Source organism: Cognataquiflexum nitidum, assembly GCF_022538055.1.
In the GTDB taxonomy this organism is placed as follows: Bacteria; Bacteroidota; Bacteroidia; order Cytophagales; family Cyclobacteriaceae; genus Cognataquiflexum; species Cognataquiflexum nitidum.
Map to the genome: position 1 here is coordinate 62140 of NZ_JAKZAM010000014.1, position 23042 is coordinate 85181.

The window sequence follows — 23042 nt, forward strand, 5'->3', positions numbered from 1 at the left end:
ATGGTCTAGTTTCAATAAATTTCCCATTTTCAATTTATCAATCAAATTTTACAGAAACTGTTTTACCGTTGTGGGTAACAGAAGCGATTTTGTCACATTCTCCATTACCATAGTCGATTAGGAATTTGGAATCTGTATTGACGGTCAGTTCTAACTTCCCTGAAGACGGTACCCAATTTCCTTTATCTGTGCAGGATTGGATAAACACCAATTTTTCTTCAATCAGGGACATAAATGGAATGCCAAGCCTGGTGATACCACCTGATCCGCCTGTAACCTCTAGCTTAATGCCATTGCTATCTGTAGGCAAGAAGAGTTTTTTGTCGTGTTCGCCTTCTATGGTCGCATATGTTCCATCCGGCCAAGTGACTTTACCGGCTACAATGACAGTTTGAAACATGAAATATTTCCCTTCTGCATTGAATCCTTTCTGGATGATTTTTCTTCGACCTTCAATTTTGAGCCCATTGACTTCGTATCCGTCAAATGCAATGGTAATTTCAGACCCCGAATCAAACGAAAGTGCAGAATAATAAATCATGATTTTGCCTTTTCTGGTGATTCCTTTGGGGCTTTTGCAGCCCGCTCCAAAATTGATTACGATTGCTTTGTTGTTTGGAAAAAAATCAACTTTTGTATCTGCGCAAAAATCGCTTTGGATATTCATATTGGTCCTAAGACCAAGACCGTTGCTTTGCATGGCAGAGAGGGTAAAAAAGTCTGCTTCATCAAAAGCGGCATTAACCTGTGCCCCTTCTTGCAGGACTGCAGTGTCCTGTTGAGGCAATAGTTCTTCTGTTTTTTCACAAGAAAACATCAAAAAGATTATTCCTAGGGCAAACAGGAAAGTAGGGATTTGTGGGTGATTTACTTTCATGTGGATTAAGTTTTATGTCTGAAAGTAACGTAAAAAAAATCAATTGGTTAATCAGTTGAAGAGGATTTTTTTTCACTTTTTTTATCCTTATCTCCTGAATTTGAGGCACATCCAATATTCTTGGTAAGAGATGCATTTTCTGGTATGCCACCAAAACCCTCTGAAAAATCCCATGCATCAGCCAAAGTCTCTTTTTGGATTTTTTTTTCTCGATTCGACTTTTTCTTCACCATGATTTTGTCTAAATGGGCCAATTGTCTTTGTATCTTTCACCATTCAAAAAATCCGCTAATTCGTAATTGTCCAACAAACATGATTCAAGTTCCATACCAATTTTCTCTTTGTCAAGATCCTGACCAATGATTACGAGTTCATTCATCCGGTCTCCGAAGTTTTTGTCCCATTTAGAGTCAATGTAATCCCTGTTTTCCACATAGGAAGGGTACATCATTCTTTCTTTATATGGCATGCTTGCCCACCAGACACCGACAGGATCTGCTTTGACCGATCCGCCTGCCTGCGACCAAGAGATGGCTTGGTCTTTTCTTGAAGCGATATAAAAAAGTCCTTTGCTGCGGATGATTCCCGAAGGCCATGTTTCGGTGATGTAAGTCCAAAACCGCTGAGGATGAAAAGGTCTTTTGTCTCTGAATACAAAGGAGGAAATCCCGTATTCTTCTGTTTCGGGAGTATGATGGCTTTTTTCAAGCTCTGCCTGCCATCCCGCAGATTGTGATGCTTCCTCAAAATCAAACAAACCGGTATTGAGGATTTCTTTTGGATCAATTTTACTATGGTCGGTAATGAGGATTTTCGCAGAAGGGTTAAGTTTTTGGATGATCGCCTTCAATTCTTCCACTTGGGCTTTTGCTACCAAGTCAGCCTTGTTGATAAGGATGACATTTGCAAACTCAATCTGATCGGTCAATAAATTGACAATGGAGCGCTGATCCTCCTCATCGTCATTGAGGTTTTTGGAAAATACGGTTTCAGAGCTCCCAAAATCCCTGAAAAAATTAAAAGCATCCACCACAGTCACCATGGTGTCAAGCTGACTAAAGCGTGACAGGTCAATTCCTTTCTCTTCATCTACAAAGCTGAAAGTCTGGGCAACTGGCAGCGGTTCTGATATCCCGGTACTTTCTATCAACAGATAATCAAACCTATTTTCCTTGGCAAGACGCTCGACTTCGATCATGAGATCTTCTCTGAGTGTACAGCAAATGCAGCCGTTGCTCATTTCGACAAGCTTCTCTTCGGTCCTGGAAAGGGTATTTTCTTGCCTCACAAGCTGTGCATCCACGTTTATTTCACTCATGTCATTGACGATGACGGCTACTTTCAGTCCTTCTTTGTTGTGGAGGATATGGTTGAGCAAGGTTGTTTTTCCAGCGCCTAAAAATCCGCTAAGCACTGTGACAGGCAATTTTTTCTTCATATCAGTTGGTAATTTCTGCATCCAAAAGGATGAAATTCAATTCGTCAATATCCGAATCGTTGAGTTTAAGTTTTCCTTTGATGGTAATGATTTCGTCCACATTGATTCTTTTGGCGGGCTTTTTCTTAAGGTATGCTACCACAATGCTTTCCGGACCGGCCCCTCCGCAAAAAAAACATTCTGCATTGGGAAACTTGGACAAGACTGCATAATTGGAAGTGACCATATCAAGCGGAATATAGAAACCGGTGACTGAAACCTCTTTTCCTTCCATGGCCTTCAGCTCATCGGGAAAAATGGGATAGAGGAAATACATCCCAAATTCCCTGTTCAGCTTTTCCACAAACCTTGTTTTGGTAAACATACCCCACATATCCAAAGGCTTCTGCTGCGCACTTGCCCCGACCACCAAAATGACCAAAGCCACAATCATCAATTTTTTCATCATCCTGTTTTTGTGCTCTAAATGTAAGAAGACTCCGGGGTTACCGGAGTCGTCTGTCAACCACCATTATTCTAATGAAGAGAACACTACAAGAATAATATGGTTCAAAGGTAGAGATTTTCATCTTAAATGCAACAATATTGCAAATATAAATCTTTAGCCCAAGGAGATTCTTTTGGTATCTTTAGGCCATGGATATTGCATACGTTTCGCAGGATATTTTCGGTTTGCTTGCCAAAGCAAAAAGAAAAGGGATCATGCTTTCTTTGGTCAGGCTGTCAGTTTTTTTTGTGATGGCTGCGGCTTTTATTGTGGGCGTTACGGAAAGGCCTTTATTTCTATTGCTGTTTTTACTGTCTCTGTCAGGGTTTATCTACCTGATTTTATTGTTCAATCAAAACCGGGATGAGACTGCGTTTTTGACTGAATTGGTCAAAATGGAAGAGGAGAAAGTGAAAAGATCCTCTCGAAGCCTTCAGGGATTTGACGCCGGAACCGAATTCATAGACAAAGCCCATCCATTTTCCAGTGACCTCGATATTTTTGGAAGCCATTCTTTGTTCCAATTGCTCAACCACACCGTCAACAAGGGAGGAAAAGTAAAGTTGGCCTCTTGGCTTCAGTCACAAATGAATCCTGAACTCGCCACCCAAAGGTCCGGTGCAGTCCGGGAACTGAACCGGCATCCTAAGTTTGTTGCTGATTTTGAAGCGACCGGCAGGGCTTTTATCAAAGAAGAAAAGTCAAAGGCAGGTTTTTATACTTGGCTCAAACAACCTGAATCTTGGCGGCCTTTTTACTTTTTACCCTTGGTACTTGGGCCGATAGGTGGCAGTATCCTGCTTTTTTTGGCAGCGGTGGGAATGATTACTCCTGTGTGGATTGGGGCATGGATTGTTTTGGGTATCTTTTCCCTGACATTGGTTTTCAAACCACTTCAGGAAGCATCCAAAGTTTTTCCAAATCAGGGAGACATCAAGACCTATGGAAAGTGGGCTTCTCTGATAGAAAAATCAGACTTTGCTGATCCTTATCTTCACTCACTGAAAGAACCTATCAAAAACGAAAATTTTGTCGCTTCCGAAGTGTTGAAATCTTTGGAGCAAAAGACCTTTATGATCCAAAACAGGATCAACCTGATGTTTGTAATATTCAACCTGATTTTTTGGATTGACTTTTTTCTCCTTTGGCGGGCAGAAATCTGGCGCAAAAAATTCGGCAGCTACATTGCAGGTTGGGAAGAAGTTTTTGATACCTGGCAGGCTTTGGTTTCCTTGGGGGCATTTACATATGAAGAACAAAATACTTCCTTTCCAACATGGTCTAGAGAAAAAACCATTGAAGTCCAAAACCTCAAACACCCCTTGATCGCCAAAGAAAAAGCGGTTGGCAATGATTTTTCGCTTCTTGAAAATACCAAGACCATCCTGCTTACGGGTTCCAACATGTCGGGCAAGACGACCTTCATGCGGACCTTAGGGATAAATATGGTCATGGCCAATATCGGCTTGGGACCGATGGCTGAATCATTTATACTCGGGCCTTTTCAGTTGTTTACCAGCATGCGAAATTCTGACAACCTCGGAGAGAGTGTGAGTTCTTTCTATGCCGAACTCGCGCGTATCAAACAACTTTTATCCAAAGCCGATGAAGGGGATATGGTATTTTTCTTGTTGGATGAAATCCTCAAAGGAACCAACACCGCCGATAGGATTATGGGAAGTGAAGCATTGATCAGACAACTCGCCGCGAGCAACTGTAAAGGGATCATTTCTACCCATGACATTGAACTCAGCCAATTGCAAAACAGCTTGGATTACTTGGTGAATAAGAGTTTTCACAGTGAAATTATGGACGACAAAATCCATTTTGACTACAAGCTCAAAGAAGGTCCATGCCCAAGTTTTAATGCCCACAAACTCATGGAGCTGATGGGTATCAAATTCTAGTAATTAAGCTTATGGCATGATAGTTGGTTTATTTGGTTATAAATCAATTATTTACCTAGACCAAAAAAACCATGAGCTCACTGTTGTATTTGATTGCTGTGATTTTGATCATCGGATGGATCTTTGGATTCTTTGTGTACAGCGCGGGGGGTTTGATCCATGTGCTTCTCGTATTGGCAGTCGTTGCAGTACTACTTAGGTTGATCGGAGGAAGGTCAGTTTAATCACTTTATTCATTCATAATAAGTTTAGCCCTCACGTGAGGGCTTTTTCTATTTAGGTCTTGTCGGATTTCGGATACCCGCATTTTTAACTTATTTTTGATCCTTCAACAGTCCATCCGTGCAACAGAATTATCAGCAAAAAACCTTAGGAATATTAGGTGGAGGTCAACTTGGCCGCATGGTCATCCAATCCGCCATCAGCTATAATATCGACATCCATATCTTGGATCCTGATCCCAACGCTCCCTGCAAATCCATTTGTCAGAAATTTGTAAAAGGCAGTCTGAATGATTTTGAGACAGTGTATGCCTTTGGTCAGGATTGTGATATCATCACGATAGAGATCGAAAATGTCAATACCGAGGCCCTTCAAAAATTGGCCGACGAGGGCAAGGAAGTATTTCCGCAGCCTCATATCATCAAAATGATTCAGGACAAAAGGCTGCAGAAGCAGTTTTACGAGGAAAAAGGGATTCCCACTGCTGATTTTATATTGACTGAAGACAGGACGGATGTGATTAGAAATGCTTCTTTTCTTCCTGCCGTCAACAAACTTGGGAGAGAAGGCTACGATGGTCGAGGCGTGCAGATTCTGAGGTATGAAAGTGATTTGGAAAAAGCCTTTGAAGCCCCGGGATTACTGGAAAAGTTGATTGATTTTGACAAAGAAATCGCCGTCATCGTAGCAAAAAATAAAAATGGGGAGACTGTGGCATTTCCTGCGGTCGAGTGCGCTTTTCACCCTACCGCTAATTTGGTGGAGTTTCTATTTTCCCCAGCACAGGTCAGCAATGAAATTGAACAAAAAGCCAAAAAGATAGCCCTACAAGTCATCGAAGAACTGGGAATGATCGGCCTCTTGGCCGTGGAGATGTTTGTCACCAAATCGGGAGAAATCCTTGTCAATGAAGTAGCGCCTCGCCCACACAACAGCGGTCACCATACGATTGAGGCCAATTTTACCTCCCAATTTGAGCAGCATTTCAGGGCCGTGATGGACATGCCATTGGGCAATACGGACACCCGATGCCCCGCCGCAATGGTCAACCTGCTCGGCGAAGAAGGATTTACAGGCGATGCCTATGTCGAAGGATTGGATGAGGCCATGTCCCAAAAAGGAGTATATGTGCATCTATATGGCAAAAAAACGACCAAGCCTTTTAGAAAAATGGGCCATATCACCATCCTGGACAATGAGATTGAAGTATTGAAAAAGAGAGCTTTGGAAATAAAAGAACTGATCAAGGTAAAAGCCTAAATTATGGATATACAGGTAGGAATAATTATGGGAAGCAAGTCCGATTTGCCCATCATGTCGGAAGCAGCTTTGGTATTGGAAGAACTTGGGGTAGGTTATGAACTGACCGTCGTGTCGGCCCACCGCACCCCCGACAGGATGGTGGATTATGCCAAAAGTGCAAAAGATAGAGGCCTCAAAGTCATCATTGCTGGAGCCGGTGGCGCAGCACATCTGCCGGGAATGGTCGCTTCTTTGACTACACTGCCGGTGATCGGAGTTCCTGTGAAGTCCTCCAATTCCATTGATGGATGGGACAGCATCCTTTCTATCCTGCAGATGCCTTCGGGGATTCCCGTGGCCACGGTCGCACTAAACGGTGGTAGGAATGCCGGGATTTTGGCCGCTTCCATGATTGGGGCGTTTTCTGAAGAAATATCCAAAAACTTATTGGCCTTTAAGGAATCACTAAAAGAAAAAGTAGAAAAGTCTGCCGAAGAAATTGAAACCAAAGGCTGGAAACATGCGTAAAAACTAGTGGCTTATAAATTAAAGTTTACTAGTTTGATTGAAAGAGCGGGTTTATGTAAGCCCGCTTTTTTATTGTCCCTGCATTGAGTTAAAGTTTTTTTACATTTTATTTATATCATGAATCTCCAAAAAATTATCCGCTTCAAAATTGGCTCCGAAAATTGGGAAATGCCACTAGGCGTGGTTTTGTTGGTGGGTGGAATCACCTTGGTCCTGATGATTGGCGGGGCGTACCTTGGATTCAGATTTGGTCAAAGCCTTCATTAATCAATAAAAAGTCCCCATCCATCATCGTATTTTTCAGCGGACGCAAATCCCTTCACCCACACGACAAACATTTCCTTGTACTCTTGGATCGCATCCCGCAAAAGTTGCAGGTGTTCCTCGGCATGCGTTCCCTCCAAAGCCAACTGATAGGTCATCGAATACAGACTGCGGGCATGGATTTTCATAATGGTGGCATTTTCCATTTTGAGGATATAATCATTGACACCTTCAGCACCGGAAAATTTGGAAGGAAGGATCAAAGCACTTTCCATCATCAGACTGCCATAGAGTTCGGCTCTCGCTTCGTCAAGTGAACCTACCAAAGCCCTTGTAAGCTTATATATCTCCATTCCCTTGGCTTTGAGTGGATGGTTATTGATCCGGTCATGTTCTTTTCTGAATTCCTCTTCATCACTTCCATCCCAGGAATCATTTTCGTCATCGTCTTCCCACATGGCATTTTGGTTATTGTCTACATTTATAGATAAAAAAAATTTGTCTCAAAATGCTGCTTTGAGACAAATTATATACAATTCAAGTAAGTAAAATACCATTAAAATGGCAATACATCATCCCCGCTTTCATCAGAAAAAGTAGTAACGTCAGGAATGGATTTGGCTGCTTCTTTTGGTTTTTGGGTACCTCCTTTTTCTACCTTCCATACTTTCACATCGGTATACCACCTGCCGTTATACTCCCTGCTTTCCAGGTCAACGGAAGCCGTGACCTCGTCACCAACTTTGAGGGCAAACTGATCAATATTGTCACCCCAGATGACCATGCATACTTTCTTTGGGTATTGTCCCGGTTGTTCTACGATATATTCTCTTTTTCTCCAAGTCCCTTTGGCGGAGGACCCGCTTGCCTCTGGCATGATTTGAACTACTTTTCCGATTATTTCCATAATTTTTTGTTAGTATTGAAAAACCGAAGTTAATAAATTTCAATAGGTAAATACAGCTTTCACCCAGACCTGTAACCTTAATTTTCTCTTTTTTATATTTCCTGGCAAAATCAGGCGCGGGATTTGCAACAATATACTAAAGCAAAGAGTATATGCGTTTAAGAAATATTCAAGTAAAAAAATTTTTTAAAGATCACCGGCTCTATTCCAAAATTAAATTTCAGTTTTTTGACAGTAAAATACAAATTATTTCATATTGACTGAATTTTGTGAAATTTTGAAATAAAAAAATCCTGTATCTATTGCATCAAACAAAGTGATTCTTTACATTTGATTATAATATTTTAATTGTTTCACCCTCTAATATATACTATGGCATAAACCTCTACGTTATTTTAAAGTCAATTTGTATGAATGAAAGGATAAGTCCTAAAGATGCCGAGTTGATCGCGCAGTACAGAAGTGGAAGCGAGGCAGCATTTGAAAAGTTAGTAAATAAATACAAATCGAGGGTTTACACCACCATCTACCTGATAGTCAAAGACCAAGGCGTCGCCGAAGATTTACTACAGGATGTATTTGTAAAAGTGGTTCACACCCTAAGTGCTGACGGTTATAACGAAGAAGGAAAATTTCAGCCATGGTTGATGCGCATCGCGCACAATTTAGCCATTGATTTCTTCAGAAAACGGAAGCGCTATCCCACCATCGTGATGGAAGATGGGATGGACGTCTTCAATACGCTGAGATTTGCTGAGGAAACCATCGAAGATGTCAAAGTCAAAGAGGATACCGTGGAGTTGGTAAGAAGACTGATCGATGAACTTCCCGAATCACAAAAACAGGTGCTCATTATGAGGCACTATATGGATTTGAGTTTTCAGGAAATCGCAGAACAGACAGGTGTCAGTATCAATACGGCACTTGGAAGGATGCGGTATGCATTGATAAACATGAGGAAAAAACTAAAACAATTAAACGTTGCCTATGACAAAATCTTTTACCCCAAATGACCTGTTAAGATATATCTATCAGGAAATGAGTGAGGGTGAAAATGAGTTGGTTGTGCAGGCCCTGCGCAGTGATGATCACTTGATGCAGGACTATTTAGACATGCTGAGCACGCTTGACCAATTGAATCAACTCATTCTTACACCTTCGGAAAAAGTAGTAAAGAGCATTCTTCGGAAAGCCAATTCTACCGGTCTCGAAAAAGTCTAAACCTATCGAAAAGAAAAAAGGTAACCTGAAGGCGAAAAGCTTTCAGGTTTTTTTGTGTAATATTTTGAGATTTACCGACTTAAATTCCGTTTTTAAGAAGTTCATACTTCTTTTGCTTTTCCTGCCACCTTTTTGCGGCATATTGTTGCATGTCCTCCACTGTGTCTTTTTCGTCTACTATTTCAAAACCCAAGAAAGTCTCGATTATATCCTCAAGGGTAATAATGCCATCCATCCCACCATATTTCCCCAACACCAATGCAATATGTTCTCTTCTTTGGATCATTTCCTCCCAAGCGTCAAACAATGTTATGGGCTGAGGATAAGTAATTATCGGACGTTTTATGTCTTTCAGTTTCAGGTCGAATTGGTCCTCGGCTAGCTTTTCGAAGACACGTTGTCTAAAAACATATCCGGTGACCGAATCCTTGTTTTCATGGAATATGGGGATTCGGGAAAAGTGCAAAAACTCTTTATTTTTCAAAAATTCCTGTAATGTCATTTCTTCATTTGCGGTGACTACCACCACCCTAGGAGTCATCACTTCACTGATTTTAATAGTTTTTAGCTTGATCAGGTTTTGGATAATTTTATTCTCTTTGTCTACAAATATCCCCTCTAATGTTCCAATACTAGCCAAAGCCGAGATTTCTTCTCTGCTTGTAGTAAGTTCTGATTTTTCTCTTGAGAGCATTTTGGTCAGGATTGAAGAAATATAAACCAGGGGATAAGCAATAAAAATTGTTCCTTTGATGAGTTTTGATGCAATACCCACCAGTTCCTTGGTATAATTAGCTCCTAAAGTTTTTGGAATTATTTCTGTCAAAATTAAAATCAATATGGTCAAGACCGCCGATACTACCCCAAAATAGGCATCCCCAAATACCACAGCGGCTTGCGCACCAACCCCGGCAGCGCCTACCGTATGGGCTACCGTATTTAAAGACAAGATAGCCGACAAAGGCTTATCAATATCTTCTTTAAGTCCTATCATCGTGTCCACACTTTTGTCGCCATTTGCGGACCTTGATTTTAAATAGGAGATTGGAACAGATAGCAAAACAGCCTCCATAATAGAACATAGGAATGATATAATGAGGGCAAGAAAAAGGTATGTTAAGAGTAAAGTCATGGCTTTTTAAAATTTTTGAAATGTGTTTATTGGGAGGAATTCTGACAAGCTAACCCTATATCAATTCTGTCTAAATGGAAAAGTAGTCCCAATAGTTGGCGACTTTGATAGAATTCAAAGCAAAAAGTCATCCAACATTCTAATATTCATATCAAAAAATAATACTTATGCCTGTCAATGAGGATTATTGGGTATTAAATCACGCATATTTCTGATAAACAAAGGGGGCGAAACCCTGAAATCTTAAAACTCAATGTGTAAATACGCTTGAATGCTAGATCTCAGGGCTACGCCCCCTTCGTTCACATATCGTATCAATTAGCTACGAAGATTTGGGGCCTATGCCCCGCCTATGTACTTACGCAATGAAGCCAGAAAAATGATAGTTCGATATAATTCTTGGCTAAACACTGAGAAGCCCGATACTTCCGACTTCGGTCTTCCGTCCTGCTTGAAGTATAATATAAGCTTATTGGCAACGAAGCAGATAACCACTTGATCTATTCCTCAAAAACCTGATCTTCTGCATCGATAATTATCCTGCTTTTAGATTTTCAATAAATTAAAAAAGAAATACCAATAAGGTTTGCTGATCGGGAATCTCCAGAAAAATTGAAAAATATGGAGTGAAAAACTTTAAGTTTTGGTAAAATGGAATAATCCACCTTAAACATAGCAGGGTTATTTTCGAACAAACCGTTATTACCGAATAACCTATACCCAAAAACCCCCGACACGTTATTTCCCAATTGATCTGATTCCCAGCCAACTCCCAAATAATAATCCTGAGCAACTTGAAAGGATAAGTCATTTTGGGATAAATGAGATAAATATCCTGTGAAAGTGAAAAACAGCATTTCATTGGTTATATTGGTTTTCTTAGTTCTAATTCGAATGTTAAATCGAGGCTGAGCCATAAAACTGATGCTATTTCCAAACACATAACCGGAACCCAAATCTAAATTTGTTCTGGGATAGTATGGATTTTCTCTTGAAACAAAGGTGTCGACACTGATGCTTCCGTCTTCATTGATAGTCATTATCTTGTTAAGGTTCTTTTTCTTATATGTAGTGTACCAATTGTTTTTTATGGCTGCAGCAAGTACAAGGTCATTGATGCCTGCACTTTTCAACACCTCAAGCTCATCAATTTCCCCTAAGAAAAAATCAACCTCCATCAAATAGGAATAATAAGTCAGGGTAATTTGATGTCTAAAAGTTGGTAATATTTGTTCCCCTATTTTATCAAATCTCGCTTCAGGACGGAGGATCGTTTTTATGCCGTCTGATTCAGGACTGTAAATAATATGGTAGTTTTGTCTTTCGAAATCCAATCCAAGGAATTGAATTTTTTCCAGCAAGGCTTCAATGTCTTTCTCAAAACCAAACCAGCCATTAAACTCCCTTTGCCTTTGGACGTCATGCCAGCGGTAAGACATTTTTTTATGACCCAAAATAAAGATGTCCAAGGTATCATGTGCGGTGTTCAATCTTAACTCGGTCGCGTCATAGAAATACTCCAATGGTTTTTGATAAGGCTGCCATGTTTTTGGGTGAAATTGTAACAAATCATATAAATTTTGTCCAAGGACAAAAGATGTCAAAATCCAATAGACTTGGATGAACAATATTAAAGTGATGATTTTAAATCTATTCATTGTCCTTCTTGGATTTTCCTTGATTTCCCTTTTCCATAAAATAGTTCTTTCTGGCTTGGATTGCCTTCTCAAAAGTCAGTTTTTCAAACACCGGTTTCTCCTCTTTCGGCACTTCCTTTTTAGTATTGGCCAGTGCCTTTTTGAGGGCATCTGCTGAAGGACTTAGGGGCTTTTGTTCTTGGATTACTTCATCCTTTTCATTAAGAATAAAAGAAGCAATCGAAGGTCTTCGTTGCATATTTGTGATACTATGCTTTGCTGTATCATTTTCTATCAGGGTATCCGTTTTATGTCGAGTATGGGACTGAGCGATTTTTATTTCATTGGAATCTTCAAAGTAGATTTTAATTGAAGAGGGTTTAGAAATTTTCACGATTTCCATATTCATTTGACTGTCATGTGAAATTTGTGTTGTGAGGTATTGAGGCTGATGCCCATAAGATCCCAAGAATAACCAAACGCCAGAAGCAGCAAGAAGGATAAAACTTGCAGCTACCCATACCCAATAAGTGGGTGGATTTTTGACAGGAATTTTTTGTATTCGATCCCAATAAAGCGCTTTGTTAAAGGCTATTTCCTTGGGGATTGAAGCTCTGTTGTCTATATTTTCAAATGATTTTTTTAGCATCGTTTTGATCTGTTCTATTGATGATTTTTTTTAGATAGGATTTAGCCTTATTCAGTTGTGACTTTGAAGTTCCTATGCTGATATTTAATTTCTCTGCAATTTCAACATGAGTATAGCCCTCAATTTCATACATGTTGAAAACTGTTCTATATCCTTCGGGAAGTAAAAGGATGAGGTTGAACAATTCATCAGCAGATAATTTTTCCAATGCGGAACATTCAGTGGTTGCTTGGTCATCTTTGGGTTCAACCATCATAGGAGCACGTGCTTTTTGCCGTAATGACATGAGGCAATTATTTACCATTATTTTTTTTGCCCAGGCCTCAAAAGCACCTTCGTTTCTATATTCGAATCGGTTCAGATTTTGAAAAATTTTTGAAAACCCTACGCAAAACGCATCTTCAGCGTCTTCTTGATTCTTCAAATACCTAAGACAAAGCATAAACATAGGTTTGGCCAATTGGTCATAAATCAAGGATTGCGCCCTTTCACTACCCTTAAGGGCTTCCTCAATGATGTTTTTCTGGATCAAGAGATTCAAGGTTTATAAAAATAAATGCCATACCTACTAAGATGGTTGCCTTATCTCCAAGAAAAAAATTCTATTCCTCAAAAACCTGATCTTCGGCATCGATAATAATCCTGATAAATCGGATGATACTGTCTATTTCCTCCCATGAAAAGCCAAGATTTCCCTGGGAGTGGGCAAGTGCATCGCGCAGCTGACCGATATCATTCATCATTTTGACAAAGCGGTCTCTGCTATACTCCGGATCAAATTTTTTGAAGCGCTGATTTTTGGAAAAGATAGAACCCAAGTCACCAAATTGCAGGCATTGCACCAAATCAATCTCCTCCTTCCGTCCCTTTTTCCACTCATAAAGTGATCGGGCGCTGTTGAGCCGGTTTTCGGAAATGCTTTGTTCCCAATGTGGCAGGTATTTGCGGATCAGTTCCTTCAGGTGGGTTTCCAACAGGCTGATCAATCCAAAAAATCCGATCCTGAGCGGAATCTTGTCAAGGTCAGTCCGGGTGACGATGTGCGCGATTTTTCCATCTTCTTCAATGAAAAACCTCCTCTTGTCGATCAGCATTCTGAAGGCGATCAACAGCGGAGTTTCAGATGGCATGATGTCTTCCTCAGGGATGGGAACCGGAGATGCATCCCCGATATCGAATTTCATCAATATCCCATCGACATCCACGACGGCCGATTGGAAATTCCGTTTTTCCATTTCTTCTCTGTAACTGTTTTGGTCAAAAACCAGCAGGTTTTCTGCAATGGGCATGACATTGATCTGTTCTTCAAAAAGCAATCGGAGGCGGTCCAAAGAATTCATAGGCTTGGTGGAAAGTTTTTGTGAAAATATAAAAATAGCTTTTATATTGACCGAAACATTAGGTAACAAAACCAATTATTTTATGTCAGCAATGGAATTGGGAATCGGCAGTCAAGTCAGACATCCAAAATTTGGAAAAGGCGTGGTCGTGGAGGCAGACGCCTCCTATTACAAGATTTATTTCAACTTTATCGCGGAGGTCAAAACCATCGCAAGGGACTTTCAGCATTTTGAACTGATAGAAAAGAAAGAAGCAGAACCGATCGCGTTTAGCCTTGCGGATATCGAAAGGGCAGTAGAAAATGCCATCAAAAAAATCCCGCCTGCGGAAGCTTTGCCAAAAGTCAGCATGGCCCAAAAGTGGCTCAAAGGCACTATGATTCTCAATCCCTACAATCCCGAACTGAGCAACAAGGAAGTGCCGATCGCGACATTTTTTCACAAGATCGTCATGGTCAGGGAGCGGCTCCGCGTCCTTGAGCAGAATATCAACAACCACGAGAAACTCGACGATCAGGACAGAATTGCCCTGCAGCAATACATTACGCGTGCCTACGGTTCACTGACCACTTTCAATGTACTCTTTGCCGACAAGGAGGATTACTTCAAAGGAGCAGGGAAGGAGGATTGATTTGGTTTGAAGGTTTCAATGTTGAAAAAGTTTCAAAGTTGGGAATTGGGTAAGAAGTTGAAGGTTTGAGGTGAAAGGTAGGAGGATCGAAGTTTTGGAGATAATTAATATGGAAAGATGCGGATCGTCTTAATGACTTGTTAAAATTGATTTTGTGAAATGTGAAAAATAAGGAGTTCGATTCGAGGTATTCTGTTATTGAAAACAGATTTTTTTTATATTTGATTAAATCGAAGAGGTATGTTGACAAAAACTATAGTTAAAAAGCAATTGGAAAAACTGCCTGAAGAGTTTTCTTTGGATGAATTGGTAGGACAATTGATTTTGATCCAAAAAGTAGAAAAAGGCTTGTTGGACTCCAATGAGGGAAGATTTATTTCTGAAGAAGAACTCGAAAAGGAAATCGACAAATGGTTCGAATAAATTGGACCGCACAAGCGGTTATTGATTTGAAGGAAATTGCGGAATATATAAGCAAAGACTCAAAAAAGTATGCCTCGCTTCAAATCCAAAGAATTAAGAATAGAACGCAAATCCTTAAGACAAACTCATATTCTGGTCAGATTTTAGAATTCTTCGGCAAGAAAGAAATTAGACAGCTTATTGAAGGAAATTATTTAATAATTTATAGAATTGTTGATGAATCAAGGATAGATATCCTGACAATTCACCATTCAGCTAGAGATCTGGGAAAAAGGATTGATATTTTTACTCCAATAGTTTAGTAGGGAGAACCATGGATACTAAAAAGGAATTGACAAGCGATCAGTGTGAAGTGCTTTTCAGAACGTTGAAATCCAGGTTTGAGAAAAACAAAAACCGTCACCAAGGTTTGGAATGGGTATCTGTCCAAGCCAAATTGGAATTCCATCTCAAAGGAAAGAGAAACTCAGAAAAGCTTTGGTCACTGCATCAAATGGAAATCACAGGCGGAGAACCGGATGTGGTCGGCTTTGATGACAATACCGGGGAATTCATTTTTTATGACTGTTCGGCAGAAAGCCCCAAAGGCCGTAGGAGTATTTGCTTTGATCGGGAAGGCCTTGAGTCGAGGAAAGATTTCCCGCCTTCAAACAACGCCGTCGACATGGCTACCGAAATGGGCATTGACATCCTGACAGAATCCCAATACCGGGAATTGCAGCAGTTGGGAGAATTCGATACCAAAACCTCAAGTTGGATCCAAACACCCGATGCCATCAGGAAACTTGGGGGAGCACTTTTTTGCGACCGTCGCTACAATCATGTCTTTACCTATCATAATGGAGCCCAATCCTATTATGGAGTACGGGCATTCCGCGGGATGCTTAGGATCTGATTTCAATCTTCCAAAATGTATTTTTAGGTACTTGTTTTGAATCAATGATTTCCCATGAGTTATAAAAATCAAATTTATAACTCACAATTTGTTTATATTTGAGTTATAAAATTCAGATTTATAACTCATGAAGTGGAATTGGCAATCAAAAGACTGGCCGTCATTCAGGTTTGACCTGGAAGAGTTATCGGTTTTTGAACAAGAATTTTTTAAAAATTCCGGTCTTTTGGTAGGTGCTTTCAAACATATTGAGCAAGATGAGAAGAGCAACCTGATAGTGGAAATCATAGCTGATGAAGCCCTGAAGACCTCAGAAATTGAAGGTGAATATTTGAACCGGGCAAGCGTACAATCCTCCATTCGCAAACAATTTGGCCTTGAAACCAACATTGGGAAAGTGCCGGCAGCCGAACAAGGAATAGCGGAAATGATGGTCGATGTGTATCAGACCTTCTCCGAACCACTAACCCATGAAGCCCTTTTCCGATGGCATGAGATGCTTACCAAAGGGAGAAGAGACCTGACAGATATTGGCAGGTACAGAACAGGTAGTGATGCTATGCAGGTGGTTTCAGGTCCAATAAACAGACCGATTGTCCATTTTGAGGCTCCGCCCTCTGATACGTTGAAAGGGGAAATGAATGCCTTTTTGGACTGGTTTGAAAGCTCAGGGCCAAAAGGGAATAGGAAGTTGGGACCGCTTATCAAGGCAGGGATTGCACATCTATATTTTGTATGTATCCATCCCATGGAAGATGGAAATGGAAGGATAGGACGCGCCATTGCCGAAAAGTCTCTGGCACAAAGTCTTGGTCAACCTTCATTGATAGCATTGTCTTTTGTGATTGAAAAGCATAAGAAGGACTACTATGCCGCATTGGAGCGAAACAATACCCAAATTGAAATCACAGATTGGCTGATGTATTTTTCAGAAACAATTATCAAAGCCCAAGTCCGAACACTTGAACTGGTTGACTTTATAATTAAAAAAACAAAACTCTACGATAAGGTTAGGACCCAACTGAATGAAAGACAGGAAAAACTGCTTTCCAGGATATTCAGAGAAGGACCGGAAGGCTTTAAAGGAGGATTGAGCGTCAAAAATTATTTATCGATCACGGGAGCCTCGCGGGCTACCGCCACCAGAGATTTACAATATCTCGTGGATCTTGAGGTATTGACAAAAACCGGAGAATTAAAAGGAACAAGATATTTCCTGAATCTTCCAAAATAAAAAGTCCATAGTCCATGGTCGACAGTCCATAGCCACGACAATGGAACTTCAATCCGAGTTATATATGGTTTGCAGTAAAAATAGAGATCCACAAAAACAAAATAGCTACCCGATTTCTCAGGTAGCTATTTCTATTTGGTGACTATCCGCCGTAGACCATCGACTATGGACTGTGGTCTATTTGGCCATTCCCGATCTCTAAGTTAGCTATTTCTATTTGATGACTATCCGCTATGGACTATTGCCTATGGACTCTCAGCTATTGAAATCACTTCTTCCAGCTTGCTTTTCCGCCTTTGGCAGAATCCACGTTGATGCTGTAGCTGCTGTTGCCGGAGACGATCCATCTCACTTTTACCGCACCCATTCCCGGGATATTGGCGACGGAGATTTTTTCGGGATTTGTCTTTTGCTCGGAAAGTCTGTTGAAGTCCTCATTGTCCACCACAAAACCTGCCACCACTTTGGCACCGGTAATGCTGACATAATCAGGTCTTTCGATTTTGTATTTCAGATCTTGGCTGGAATGGGTCGGTATCAACCTTTCGTTGTAGATCGTAGCTGTAACTGCTTTTAATCCTCCTCCAAGATCTTCTTCTTTGACATCCATCACGCTGAGTTTTGGAGTGTGGTAGCCGTGGAGGATGGTGAAGGCGGCATTTCTATGGGCGTCCTGCTCCAACAGGAATCCCGGATGCAGACGGCCAAAGTTTTTCTTGAATCCACCAACTTCGATTTTGCCATATTGAGGGTGGTCGTATTCTGCCCAGTTGACAAATGCATCGCCAAAAGTCAGGTAAGTGTCTACCATCATTTGCTCATCCTGATTGCCTCTTCCTGCATTTTTGTGCACATAGAGGTAAGATGTCATCAATTCATTGGAGTAAGTGAAAATTCCCCTTCCACCATAGAACCAGTCCAGTTGACCGCCAAATACGGAGTAAAGGTCTTTGTACACCACAAGGTATTTGTAACCCGGCATGAATTCTTCTCCTTTTTTGGCAATAGCATCATAAATGCGGATGTCAGTTTGGTTGTAGGTCCCCAAGTCTTCTTCCGCACCCGGGCCTCTCAGGATCATGCCACCATAGTTGTGGTAGCTTTGCGCTGCGGCAATGTTTGGATGCTTCATCACATATTCCATCACAGCCTTGTTTTCAGGGACACTGAAGGGATACTTCCAAGCACCGCGCTGTACATAATCAGGCTGCCAGTTCCATCCCCAATCACGGTTAGGGTCATAATAACCGATGGCATCTTCATTGATTACACCATCTCCGTCATTGTCTATTCCTTCAAAACCCAACATTTCATATTCTCCTTTTTGATCAGGAGCGACCATAATGAGTTTCCTCGGGTCCATTTGGTCTTTGACATAGCGGCCTGTCGGTGACTTGCGGATCATCATGGTGATATGGCCGTCCTTGTTGATGTCGTCAAAAGGATCTTCACCGATCACTCCATCGCCATCATCGTCCATATTGATCATTCCTGATCGTGGAGAATTCAGTGTGTTTGGTTCCTTGATGAAGTTGTCGTGCGCGTCCGGATTGATGGTAGGCGCGATATAGAAGGTTTTGTCCTTGAGCAATTGGGTGATGAATTCCAGTTCCCCGTACATTTCAGAAAGGTACCAAGCTGTGTAAAGGGAAAATTCAGTTCCCTGAATCTCATTGGAGTGGATGTTGCCGTCAATCCACATGCCCGGCTTGTCTTCTGCTTTACCGGCTTTGAAGTCGGTGACGATCAGTACCCAAATGTCATTTCCTTGGTAGGATTTACCAATGCTTTCGAGCTTCACCAGATCGGGATGCTTTTTGGCCATGTCCTTCATGATTTCTTCCAAAGCAAGGTTGGTATGGTACCTGTTCCAGGAAACGGAAACTTTGGGATTGTGCGGAGTACCGATGGCGCGGAAATACTTTTCCTGTGCGCTAGTCTCCTGAATGCCTGCAAAACCGATTGCCAGTCCTAAGGCAGTTGTATATATCCAGTTTTTGAATTTCATTTTTTTGTCGGTTTAGAGTTTCACATTGAGTGTGGCGATACCAGTATGTGCTGCACCGGCTTTGATATCCACGGAGCCGCTTCCTTTGACGACCCATGACAGCGTAATTTTGCCATAAGCATCAATTTTTTCAATCAGCTTGATTTTTTCACCGGAAACTAGGTCAGTTGCATCTTTGCTGATGTCTACTCTGATATTCCTCAGCCAACGGGATTTTTCACCCATTTCTGAATGTGTCGGAAGTGCAGAATTGTTAAAAAGGTCTGCTGTGATCCTTGTAAGGCCATTGCCAAGTTTTTCTGATTTCACATTGTGAAACTCCAGCTTGGGACTCATAGCAGCTAATTTCAAGATGAAAGCTGTATGCTCCAAGGCTATAGAATCTACTTTGGCAAAAGGAGGGTTATGCATCACAAAAGGCCTGATGCCGCCCACTTCTACTTTCTGACCGGGGAAATCCGGATGCGTCACCGCTGTCCAAGGAACATGTACATCGCTGAGATTTTCTTTTGCTGCCCAAGCCATGAAGTTTGCCTCGGCATTGCTGTTGGATTTGCCATCTTCGCCTTTTACCTCAGGCACCCACCATCCCGGTGTGCTGAAGCTGAGTCTTCCAAAGTGGAAATATGCCCATTGGAAAAAATCACCATCCGTTCCTTGATTGGTTTGGTTGAATGCTTTTTGGGAGATCGTTTCATTGTAAATTCCTGAAACCATGCCATTGATGGCTACATCTTTTTCCAACATGGAGGTAATGATCCTTTTCTTGGCATCCCCGGCATTGTATTTCAGGGGAGCGGAGAGGTTATTTGCCGGACTAAAAGTCACAAAAGCAAAGATGTTCCACTGATCGAAAAGGTAATCTAACAAAGCGCGGCTTTCGACCTGCGATACCGCAAAATCACCTGCTAGTGGCTGGAAGATCGGAAACTTGTAAGTCTGGTTTTTGTTGAAGGCAATACCTTCTACCAGATCCTCTCCAAAACTTCCGTCTTTATCTTTGTCCATACTCTCAGGCATCATCAGGTAAGTACCTTTTTGGCCTTTGGACCTGTCTGCCTTGGCCATCAACCTGTTGTCCTTTTCATTGGACATATAGTCGCCCATGGGGCTTTCGACGCGCATCATGGTGATAAGACCATCTTTGTTGAGGTCTTCATAGCCATCCTCAGATACTTGTCCGTCACGGTCATGATCGATTTTGGCGGCATTGCCTCTTCTTTCATACTTCAAGGAAGCATGGTACTGCTCATAAGCATCGGGAGACATGTTTGGAAAAATGTAGAAAGTGTTTCTGTCCAGTGCTGACGCATGGTTTTTGACCAATCTTTCGGCAAACTGTAAGGCCAATTCAACACTGAGGACATGAAAGCCTTCTGCCCCGCCCACAATGGCTATAGCGGGCTTGTTGTCCAGATCTCCGGTTCCGATTTTCAATACCCAGATGTCTTTCCCGCCTTCGGTTTTGGTAAGAGAACTGAGTTTGGCCGCACTTCCGCTCCCGGAGATGGCTTGCAGCCTTTGGCTTACCTGGCTTAGAGTAGGATAATCGCCCTGTGCCAGCGCGGTAGAGTGAACGGAGAATAGCAATCCCGCCCCCAAGACCAACGATAGATAAATTTTCTTCATAAAGTATATCAGGTTTAGTTCTTTAATGAAAAAAGACACTCAAAGTGTCTTTTGCTGTGCTATGTTACAAAATTTAAACCGTTAAATAAAAGCCGATTCGCCGTATTGATTAGCATGGTTTTGAAAGGTTTTCAGCATGGATAAGCGGGATCTAATTTTAAGCCAATTAAAAAACAAAGCGTGAAAAGTTATTTCCTGGCCAAAAAATTTGGTATTTTTCCACAAACACTATTCCCAAGGTATGTTTCGTAAAATTGCTCTTGCCATTGCTTTCTCTCCAAGAATGGAGGCCCTGATTGCTGAATCAAAAAGACTGAAAGACCTCTTTCAAGCAGAATTGTTGCTTATCCATGTGGGTGAAAAAACCGTGGTGCTTGAAGAAAAACTCAACGAGATGCTTGACAAACACGGTCTTTCCCAAAATGATGTCAAAATCATCTGGGCAGAAGGCAAACCGGCAAAAAGGATCCTTCAGACCTGTGAGGCCGAAAATGTCGATCTATTGGTGGCCGGCGCGCTAAAAAGCGAAAGTATTTTAAACTATTACATTGGCTCTATTGCAAGAAAGATCATACGGAATTCCAAATGTTCGGTGCTGACTTTGATAGAACCGCTCGTTAAACCTACTGCTTTTGACAAGGTAGTGATCAATGGTACGGAGCAAGACCAAACGCCACTGGTCATCCAAAAAGGGCTTGAATGGTGTAAATTGGATGGAGCCAAGCAGGTTTTTGTCGTCAATGAGATAAAGATGTATGGCCTGAAAATGGCAACCGCCGGGGAAGGAAACGAAGAAGAAATAGCTATCGCACGGAGAAAACTTGTTGCTGATGAAGTCGCTTATGTCAATGATATTTTGAAAGATCTTGACAAAGGTGACCTCAAAGTCAATGTCAAAGTCACTTGTGGCAAATGGGCAATAGAACTTGCAAAATTCGCTGAGGATGTGAAAGCAGACCTATTGATAGTGGGCGACGAAGGAAAACTTGGATTTTTGGACCGGCTTTTTCCACACGATCTTGAAGAAATCCTCAATAATCTGCCTTGCAATTTACTGATACTTAAAAAATAGGAAGATTACATGGAGAGTTTATCGCATCAAGATGTAGTCAACCTTTTTCTGCAATTGGCAGCAATGCTGTTGCTGGCTAGGATATTTGCGGAGGTGGCGCAAAAGTTCAAGCAGCCGGCTGTGGTAGGTGAGTTATTGGCAGGGATACTTTTGGGTCCTACCATTTTGGGGACTTTTATTCCCGAATTCCACGAGTACCTCTTTATGAGCAATCCCAATGCAAATCTCGCTTTAGATGGTTTTGTGCAGATAGCCGTTGTACTTCTTTTGTTTATTGCAGGACTGGAAGTGGAGCTCCACCTTGTATGGTCGCAGGGAAAAGCAGCAATAAGCATCAGCTTACTTGGCTTGGTGGTTCCTTTTATTTTGGGATTTGTATTCCCTTATTTCTTTTCTTCATTTTTTGGGTTGGCAGATGGGGACAGGCTTCTGTTTTCGCTTTTTATGGGTACGGCCATGTCGATTACGGCTTTGCCTGTAGTGGTCCGGATATTGATGGATCTCAATCTCTTCAAGACCAAGATGGGGATGCTGATCGTGGCTTCGGCGATGGTCAATGACATCATCGGGTGGTTGATTTTCTCTGTGATTCTTTCCTTTATGGGAAAAAGCGGTAACCTCTCGCTTATTCAGACCGTCGGGATTACCCTGTTGTTTACCTTTTTTATGCTGACTTTGGGTAAGTTTATTATCAACAGGGTTTTGCCTTGGGTCAATAAAAAACTGGCTTGGCCGGGAGGAGTATTGTCATTGTCTATGGCTTTCTGTTTTCTTTCAGCAGCATTTACAGAGTGGCTTGGGATCCATGCTATTTTTGGGGCTTTTCTTCTCGGAGTAGCTTTGGGAGATTCGGAACATATGTCCGAAAGGGCAAAGGAAATCGTACATCAGTTTATAAACAATATCTTTGCCCCGCTTTTCTTTGTATCTATTGGCTTGAAAATCAACTTTGTTACCAATTTTGAATTTCTCCTTACCCTAGCAATAATTGTCATTTCCTTTGCAGGAAAGATAATTGGTAGTGGATATGGAGCTTCAAGAGGAGGATTCAATTTTAAAGAATCTTTGGCGGTTGGATTTGGGATGAATGCCCGCGGTGCGATGGAGATCATCTTGGGTTTGATAGCCTTGGAAAATGGGCTGATCGATGAAAAGGTTTTTGTGGCCTTGGTAGTCATGGCCATCGTCACCAGCATGTCAAGCGGGCCGCTGATGAAGTGGGCCTTGAAAAAGTAGCTGTTTGTATTGAGTATCTCATATTGATGATAAAACCAAAATCCCTGTCCATTCGAACAGGGA

General features: G+C 41.5%; 27 protein-coding genes. 14 read left to right on the forward strand and 13 right to left on the reverse strand.

Annotated elements, in window-relative coordinates; all coding sequences use genetic code 11:
* Positions 1 to 37: 37 nt before the first annotated feature.
* Genes MMU07_RS11185 through MMU07_RS11200 form a run of 4 tightly spaced genes read right to left on the reverse strand, consistent with a single transcriptional unit; the run spans position 38 to position 2763 of the window.
* Complete coding sequence (locus MMU07_RS11185) at positions 38 to 877, reverse strand: hypothetical protein (protein WP_241125964.1); 840 nt, start codon at positions 875 to 877, stop codon at positions 38 to 40.
* A gap of 47 nt (positions 878 to 924) precedes the next feature.
* Positions 925 to 1062 carry a hypothetical protein gene (locus MMU07_RS11190; RefSeq protein WP_241125965.1) on the reverse strand — a complete coding sequence of 46 codons (138 nt, stop codon included), beginning with the start codon at positions 1060 to 1062 and terminating at the stop codon, positions 925 to 927.
* 56 nt (positions 1063 to 1118) lie between these two features.
* Positions 1119 to 2315 (reverse strand): GTP-binding protein, encoded by a 1197-nt coding sequence (locus MMU07_RS11195; RefSeq protein ID WP_241125966.1) that lies wholly within the window; start codon positions 2313 to 2315, stop codon positions 1119 to 1121.
* 1 nt (position 2316) lies between these two features.
* Positions 2317 to 2763 carry a hypothetical protein gene (locus MMU07_RS11200; protein ID WP_241125967.1) on the reverse strand — a complete coding sequence of 149 codons (447 nt, stop codon included), beginning with the start codon at positions 2761 to 2763 and terminating at the stop codon, positions 2317 to 2319.
* A 188-nt stretch (positions 2764 to 2951) separates the two neighbouring features.
* Between MMU07_RS11200 and MMU07_RS11205 the strand changes: the two genes are divergently transcribed.
* The 5 genes from MMU07_RS11205 to MMU07_RS11225 all read left to right on the forward strand — a co-directional run bounded on the left by MMU07_RS11205 (position 2952) and on the right by MMU07_RS11225 (position 6968).
* Positions 2952 to 4709 carry a MutS-related protein gene (locus tag MMU07_RS11205; protein ID WP_241125968.1) on the forward strand — a complete coding sequence of 586 codons (1758 nt, stop codon included), beginning with the start codon at positions 2952 to 2954 and terminating at the stop codon, positions 4707 to 4709.
* Between the two features lie 71 nt (positions 4710 to 4780).
* Entirely contained in the window at positions 4781 to 4933 is a 153-nt protein-coding gene (locus tag MMU07_RS11210) for a lmo0937 family membrane protein (RefSeq protein ID WP_241125969.1), read from the forward strand.
* A 118-nt stretch (positions 4934 to 5051) separates the two neighbouring features.
* Positions 5052 to 6191 carry a 5-(carboxyamino)imidazole ribonucleotide synthase gene (locus MMU07_RS11215; RefSeq protein WP_241125970.1) on the forward strand — a complete coding sequence of 380 codons (1140 nt, stop codon included), beginning with the start codon at positions 5052 to 5054 and terminating at the stop codon, positions 6189 to 6191.
* 3 nt (positions 6192 to 6194) lie between these two features.
* Positions 6195 to 6701, forward strand: coding sequence for a 5-(carboxyamino)imidazole ribonucleotide mutase (gene purE / locus MMU07_RS11220; protein ID WP_241125971.1), 507 nt, complete (start codon positions 6195 to 6197; stop codon positions 6699 to 6701).
* Between the two features lie 117 nt (positions 6702 to 6818).
* Positions 6819 to 6968 carry a hypothetical protein gene (locus MMU07_RS11225; RefSeq protein ID WP_198669940.1) on the forward strand — a complete coding sequence of 50 codons (150 nt, stop codon included), beginning with the start codon at positions 6819 to 6821 and terminating at the stop codon, positions 6966 to 6968.
* Here the strand turns inward: MMU07_RS11225 and MMU07_RS11230 are convergent.
* A complete protein-coding gene (locus tag MMU07_RS11230; RefSeq protein ID WP_241125972.1) occupies positions 6965 to 7423 on the reverse strand; it encodes a hypothetical protein in 459 nt (152 codons plus the stop codon). The genes MMU07_RS11225 and MMU07_RS11230 overlap by 4 nt on opposite strands.
* A gap of 98 nt (positions 7424 to 7521) precedes the next feature.
* Complete coding sequence (locus MMU07_RS11235; RefSeq protein WP_241125973.1) at positions 7522 to 7872, reverse strand: DUF3127 domain-containing protein; 351 nt, start codon at positions 7870 to 7872, stop codon at positions 7522 to 7524.
* Between the two features lie 410 nt (positions 7873 to 8282).
* On the opposite strand from MMU07_RS11235, the gene MMU07_RS11240 reads away from it, so the two are divergent.
* Positions 8283 to 8885: an RNA polymerase sigma factor gene (locus MMU07_RS11240; RefSeq protein WP_241125974.1), complete on the forward strand. Its 603-nt coding sequence runs from the start codon at positions 8283 to 8285 to the stop codon at positions 8883 to 8885.
* Positions 8860 to 9093, forward strand: a complete 234-nt coding sequence (locus MMU07_RS11245; protein ID WP_113926050.1) for a hypothetical protein — start codon at positions 8860 to 8862, stop codon at positions 9091 to 9093. Before MMU07_RS11240 ends, MMU07_RS11245 begins: the two co-directional genes overlap by 26 nt.
* A gap of 79 nt (positions 9094 to 9172) precedes the next feature.
* On the opposite strand, the gene MMU07_RS11250 is transcribed toward MMU07_RS11245, so the two are convergent.
* The 5 genes from MMU07_RS11250 to MMU07_RS11270 all read right to left on the reverse strand — a co-directional run bounded on the left by MMU07_RS11250 (position 9173) and on the right by MMU07_RS11270 (position 13851).
* The gene (locus MMU07_RS11250; RefSeq protein WP_241125975.1) at positions 9173 to 10225 is read right to left on the reverse strand and encodes a CNNM domain-containing protein; all 1053 of its coding nucleotides are present in this window, start codon (positions 10223 to 10225) and stop codon (positions 9173 to 9175) included.
* 554 nt (positions 10226 to 10779) lie between these two features.
* On the reverse strand, positions 10780 to 11883 hold the full coding sequence (locus tag MMU07_RS11255) for a hypothetical protein (RefSeq protein ID WP_241125976.1): 1104 nt from the start codon (positions 11881 to 11883) through the stop codon (positions 10780 to 10782).
* Positions 11876 to 12511: a hypothetical protein gene (locus MMU07_RS11260; protein ID WP_241125977.1), complete on the reverse strand. Its 636-nt coding sequence runs from the start codon at positions 12509 to 12511 to the stop codon at positions 11876 to 11878. The genes MMU07_RS11255 and MMU07_RS11260 overlap by 8 nt, the downstream gene beginning before the upstream one ends.
* Positions 12492 to 12986, reverse strand: a complete 495-nt coding sequence (locus MMU07_RS11265; protein WP_241125978.1) for an RNA polymerase sigma factor — start codon at positions 12984 to 12986, stop codon at positions 12492 to 12494. The genes MMU07_RS11260 and MMU07_RS11265 overlap by 20 nt, the downstream gene beginning before the upstream one ends.
* 127 nt (positions 12987 to 13113) lie before the next feature.
* Positions 13114 to 13851, reverse strand: a complete 738-nt coding sequence (locus MMU07_RS11270; RefSeq protein WP_241125979.1) for a CBS domain-containing protein — start codon at positions 13849 to 13851, stop codon at positions 13114 to 13116.
* 82 nt (positions 13852 to 13933) lie between these two features.
* Here MMU07_RS11270 and MMU07_RS11275 point away from each other — a divergent pair, with 82 nt between their 5' ends.
* From MMU07_RS11275 to MMU07_RS11295, 5 genes are all read left to right on the forward strand, one after another.
* Positions 13934 to 14482 carry a hypothetical protein gene (locus tag MMU07_RS11275; protein ID WP_241125980.1) on the forward strand — a complete coding sequence of 183 codons (549 nt, stop codon included), beginning with the start codon at positions 13934 to 13936 and terminating at the stop codon, positions 14480 to 14482.
* A gap of 240 nt (positions 14483 to 14722) precedes the next feature.
* Complete coding sequence (locus MMU07_RS11280) at positions 14723 to 14905, forward strand: hypothetical protein (protein ID WP_113923355.1); 183 nt, start codon at positions 14723 to 14725, stop codon at positions 14903 to 14905.
* A 26-nt stretch (positions 14906 to 14931) separates the two neighbouring features.
* Positions 14932 to 15207: a type II toxin-antitoxin system RelE/ParE family toxin gene (locus tag MMU07_RS11285; RefSeq protein ID WP_241125981.1), complete on the forward strand. Its 276-nt coding sequence runs from the start codon at positions 14932 to 14934 to the stop codon at positions 15205 to 15207.
* Positions 15208 to 15218: 11 nt separating this feature from the next.
* Entirely contained in the window at positions 15219 to 15800 is a 582-nt protein-coding gene (locus MMU07_RS11290) for a DUF4256 domain-containing protein (RefSeq protein ID WP_241125982.1), read from the forward strand.
* 127 nt (positions 15801 to 15927) lie between these two features.
* Positions 15928 to 17034: a Fic family protein gene (locus MMU07_RS11295; protein ID WP_241125983.1), complete on the forward strand. Its 1107-nt coding sequence runs from the start codon at positions 15928 to 15930 to the stop codon at positions 17032 to 17034.
* 268 nt (positions 17035 to 17302) lie between these two features.
* Here the strand turns inward: MMU07_RS11295 and MMU07_RS11300 are convergent, their stop codons facing one another.
* The gene (locus tag MMU07_RS11300; protein ID WP_241125984.1) at positions 17303 to 19042 is read right to left on the reverse strand and encodes a M14 family metallopeptidase; all 1740 of its coding nucleotides are present in this window, start codon (positions 19040 to 19042) and stop codon (positions 17303 to 17305) included.
* A 12-nt stretch (positions 19043 to 19054) separates the two neighbouring features.
* Positions 19055 to 20671: a M14 family metallopeptidase gene (locus MMU07_RS11305; protein WP_241125985.1), complete on the reverse strand. Its 1617-nt coding sequence runs from the start codon at positions 20669 to 20671 to the stop codon at positions 19055 to 19057.
* Positions 20672 to 20912: 241 nt separating this feature from the next.
* Here MMU07_RS11305 and MMU07_RS11310 point away from each other — a divergent pair, with 241 nt between their 5' ends.
* A complete protein-coding gene (locus tag MMU07_RS11310) occupies positions 20913 to 21743 on the forward strand; it encodes a universal stress protein (protein WP_241125986.1) in 831 nt (276 codons plus the stop codon).
* 9 nt (positions 21744 to 21752) lie between these two features.
* Positions 21753 to 22979, forward strand: coding sequence for a cation:proton antiporter (locus MMU07_RS11315; RefSeq protein ID WP_241125987.1), 1227 nt, complete (start codon positions 21753 to 21755; stop codon positions 22977 to 22979).
* The last annotated feature ends 63 nt before the right edge of the window (positions 22980 to 23042 follow it).

Bases quoted from the DNA above. Each gene is read 5' to 3' on its own strand.
- MMU07_RS11240 (WP_241125974.1), top strand. From the start codon at position 8,283: ATGAATGAAAGGATAAGTCCTAAAGATGCCGAGTTGATCGCGCAGTAC.
- MMU07_RS11235 (WP_241125973.1), bottom strand. From the start codon at position 7,872: ATGGAAATAATCGGAAAAGTAGTTCAAATCATGCCAGAGGCAAGCGGG.
- MMU07_RS11260 (WP_241125977.1), bottom strand. From the start codon at position 12,511: ATGCTAAAAAAATCATTTGAAAATATAGACAACAGAGCTTCAATCCCC.
- MMU07_RS11300 (WP_241125984.1), bottom strand. From the start codon at position 19,042: ATGAAATTCAAAAACTGGATATATACAACTGCCTTAGGACTGGCAATC.
- MMU07_RS11250 (WP_241125975.1), bottom strand. From the start codon at position 10,225: ATGACTTTACTCTTAACATACCTTTTTCTTGCCCTCATTATATCATTC.
- MMU07_RS11280 (WP_113923355.1), top strand. From the start codon at position 14,723: ATGTTGACAAAAACTATAGTTAAAAAGCAATTGGAAAAACTGCCTGAA.
- MMU07_RS11185 (WP_241125964.1), bottom strand. From the start codon at position 877: ATGAAAGTAAATCACCCACAAATCCCTACTTTCCTGTTTGCCCTAGGA.
- MMU07_RS11295 (WP_241125983.1), top strand. From the start codon at position 15,928: ATGAAGTGGAATTGGCAATCAAAAGACTGGCCGTCATTCAGGTTTGAC.
- MMU07_RS11305 (WP_241125985.1), bottom strand. From the start codon at position 20,671: ATGAAGAAAATTTATCTATCGTTGGTCTTGGGGGCGGGATTGCTATTC.
- MMU07_RS11200 (WP_241125967.1), bottom strand. From the start codon at position 2,763: ATGATGAAAAAATTGATGATTGTGGCTTTGGTCATTTTGGTGGTCGGG.
- MMU07_RS11290 (WP_241125982.1), top strand. From the start codon at position 15,219: ATGGATACTAAAAAGGAATTGACAAGCGATCAGTGTGAAGTGCTTTTC.
- MMU07_RS11205 (WP_241125968.1), top strand. From the start codon at position 2,952: ATGGATATTGCATACGTTTCGCAGGATATTTTCGGTTTGCTTGCCAAA.
- purE (WP_241125971.1), top strand. From the start codon at position 6,195: ATGGATATACAGGTAGGAATAATTATGGGAAGCAAGTCCGATTTGCCC.
- MMU07_RS11255 (WP_241125976.1), bottom strand. From the start codon at position 11,883: ATGAATAGATTTAAAATCATCACTTTAATATTGTTCATCCAAGTCTAT.
- MMU07_RS11310 (WP_241125986.1), top strand. From the start codon at position 20,913: ATGTTTCGTAAAATTGCTCTTGCCATTGCTTTCTCTCCAAGAATGGAG.
- MMU07_RS11315 (WP_241125987.1), top strand. From the start codon at position 21,753: ATGGAGAGTTTATCGCATCAAGATGTAGTCAACCTTTTTCTGCAATTG.
- MMU07_RS11230 (WP_241125972.1), bottom strand. From the start codon at position 7,423: ATGTGGGAAGACGATGACGAAAATGATTCCTGGGATGGAAGTGATGAA.
- MMU07_RS11245 (WP_113926050.1), top strand. From the start codon at position 8,860: ATGACAAAATCTTTTACCCCAAATGACCTGTTAAGATATATCTATCAG.
- MMU07_RS11195 (WP_241125966.1), bottom strand. From the start codon at position 2,315: ATGAAGAAAAAATTGCCTGTCACAGTGCTTAGCGGATTTTTAGGCGCT.
- MMU07_RS11270 (WP_241125979.1), bottom strand. From the start codon at position 13,851: ATGAATTCTTTGGACCGCCTCCGATTGCTTTTTGAAGAACAGATCAAT.
- MMU07_RS11210 (WP_241125969.1), top strand. From the start codon at position 4,781: ATGAGCTCACTGTTGTATTTGATTGCTGTGATTTTGATCATCGGATGG.
- MMU07_RS11275 (WP_241125980.1), top strand. From the start codon at position 13,934: ATGTCAGCAATGGAATTGGGAATCGGCAGTCAAGTCAGACATCCAAAA.
- MMU07_RS11225 (WP_198669940.1), top strand. From the start codon at position 6,819: ATGAATCTCCAAAAAATTATCCGCTTCAAAATTGGCTCCGAAAATTGG.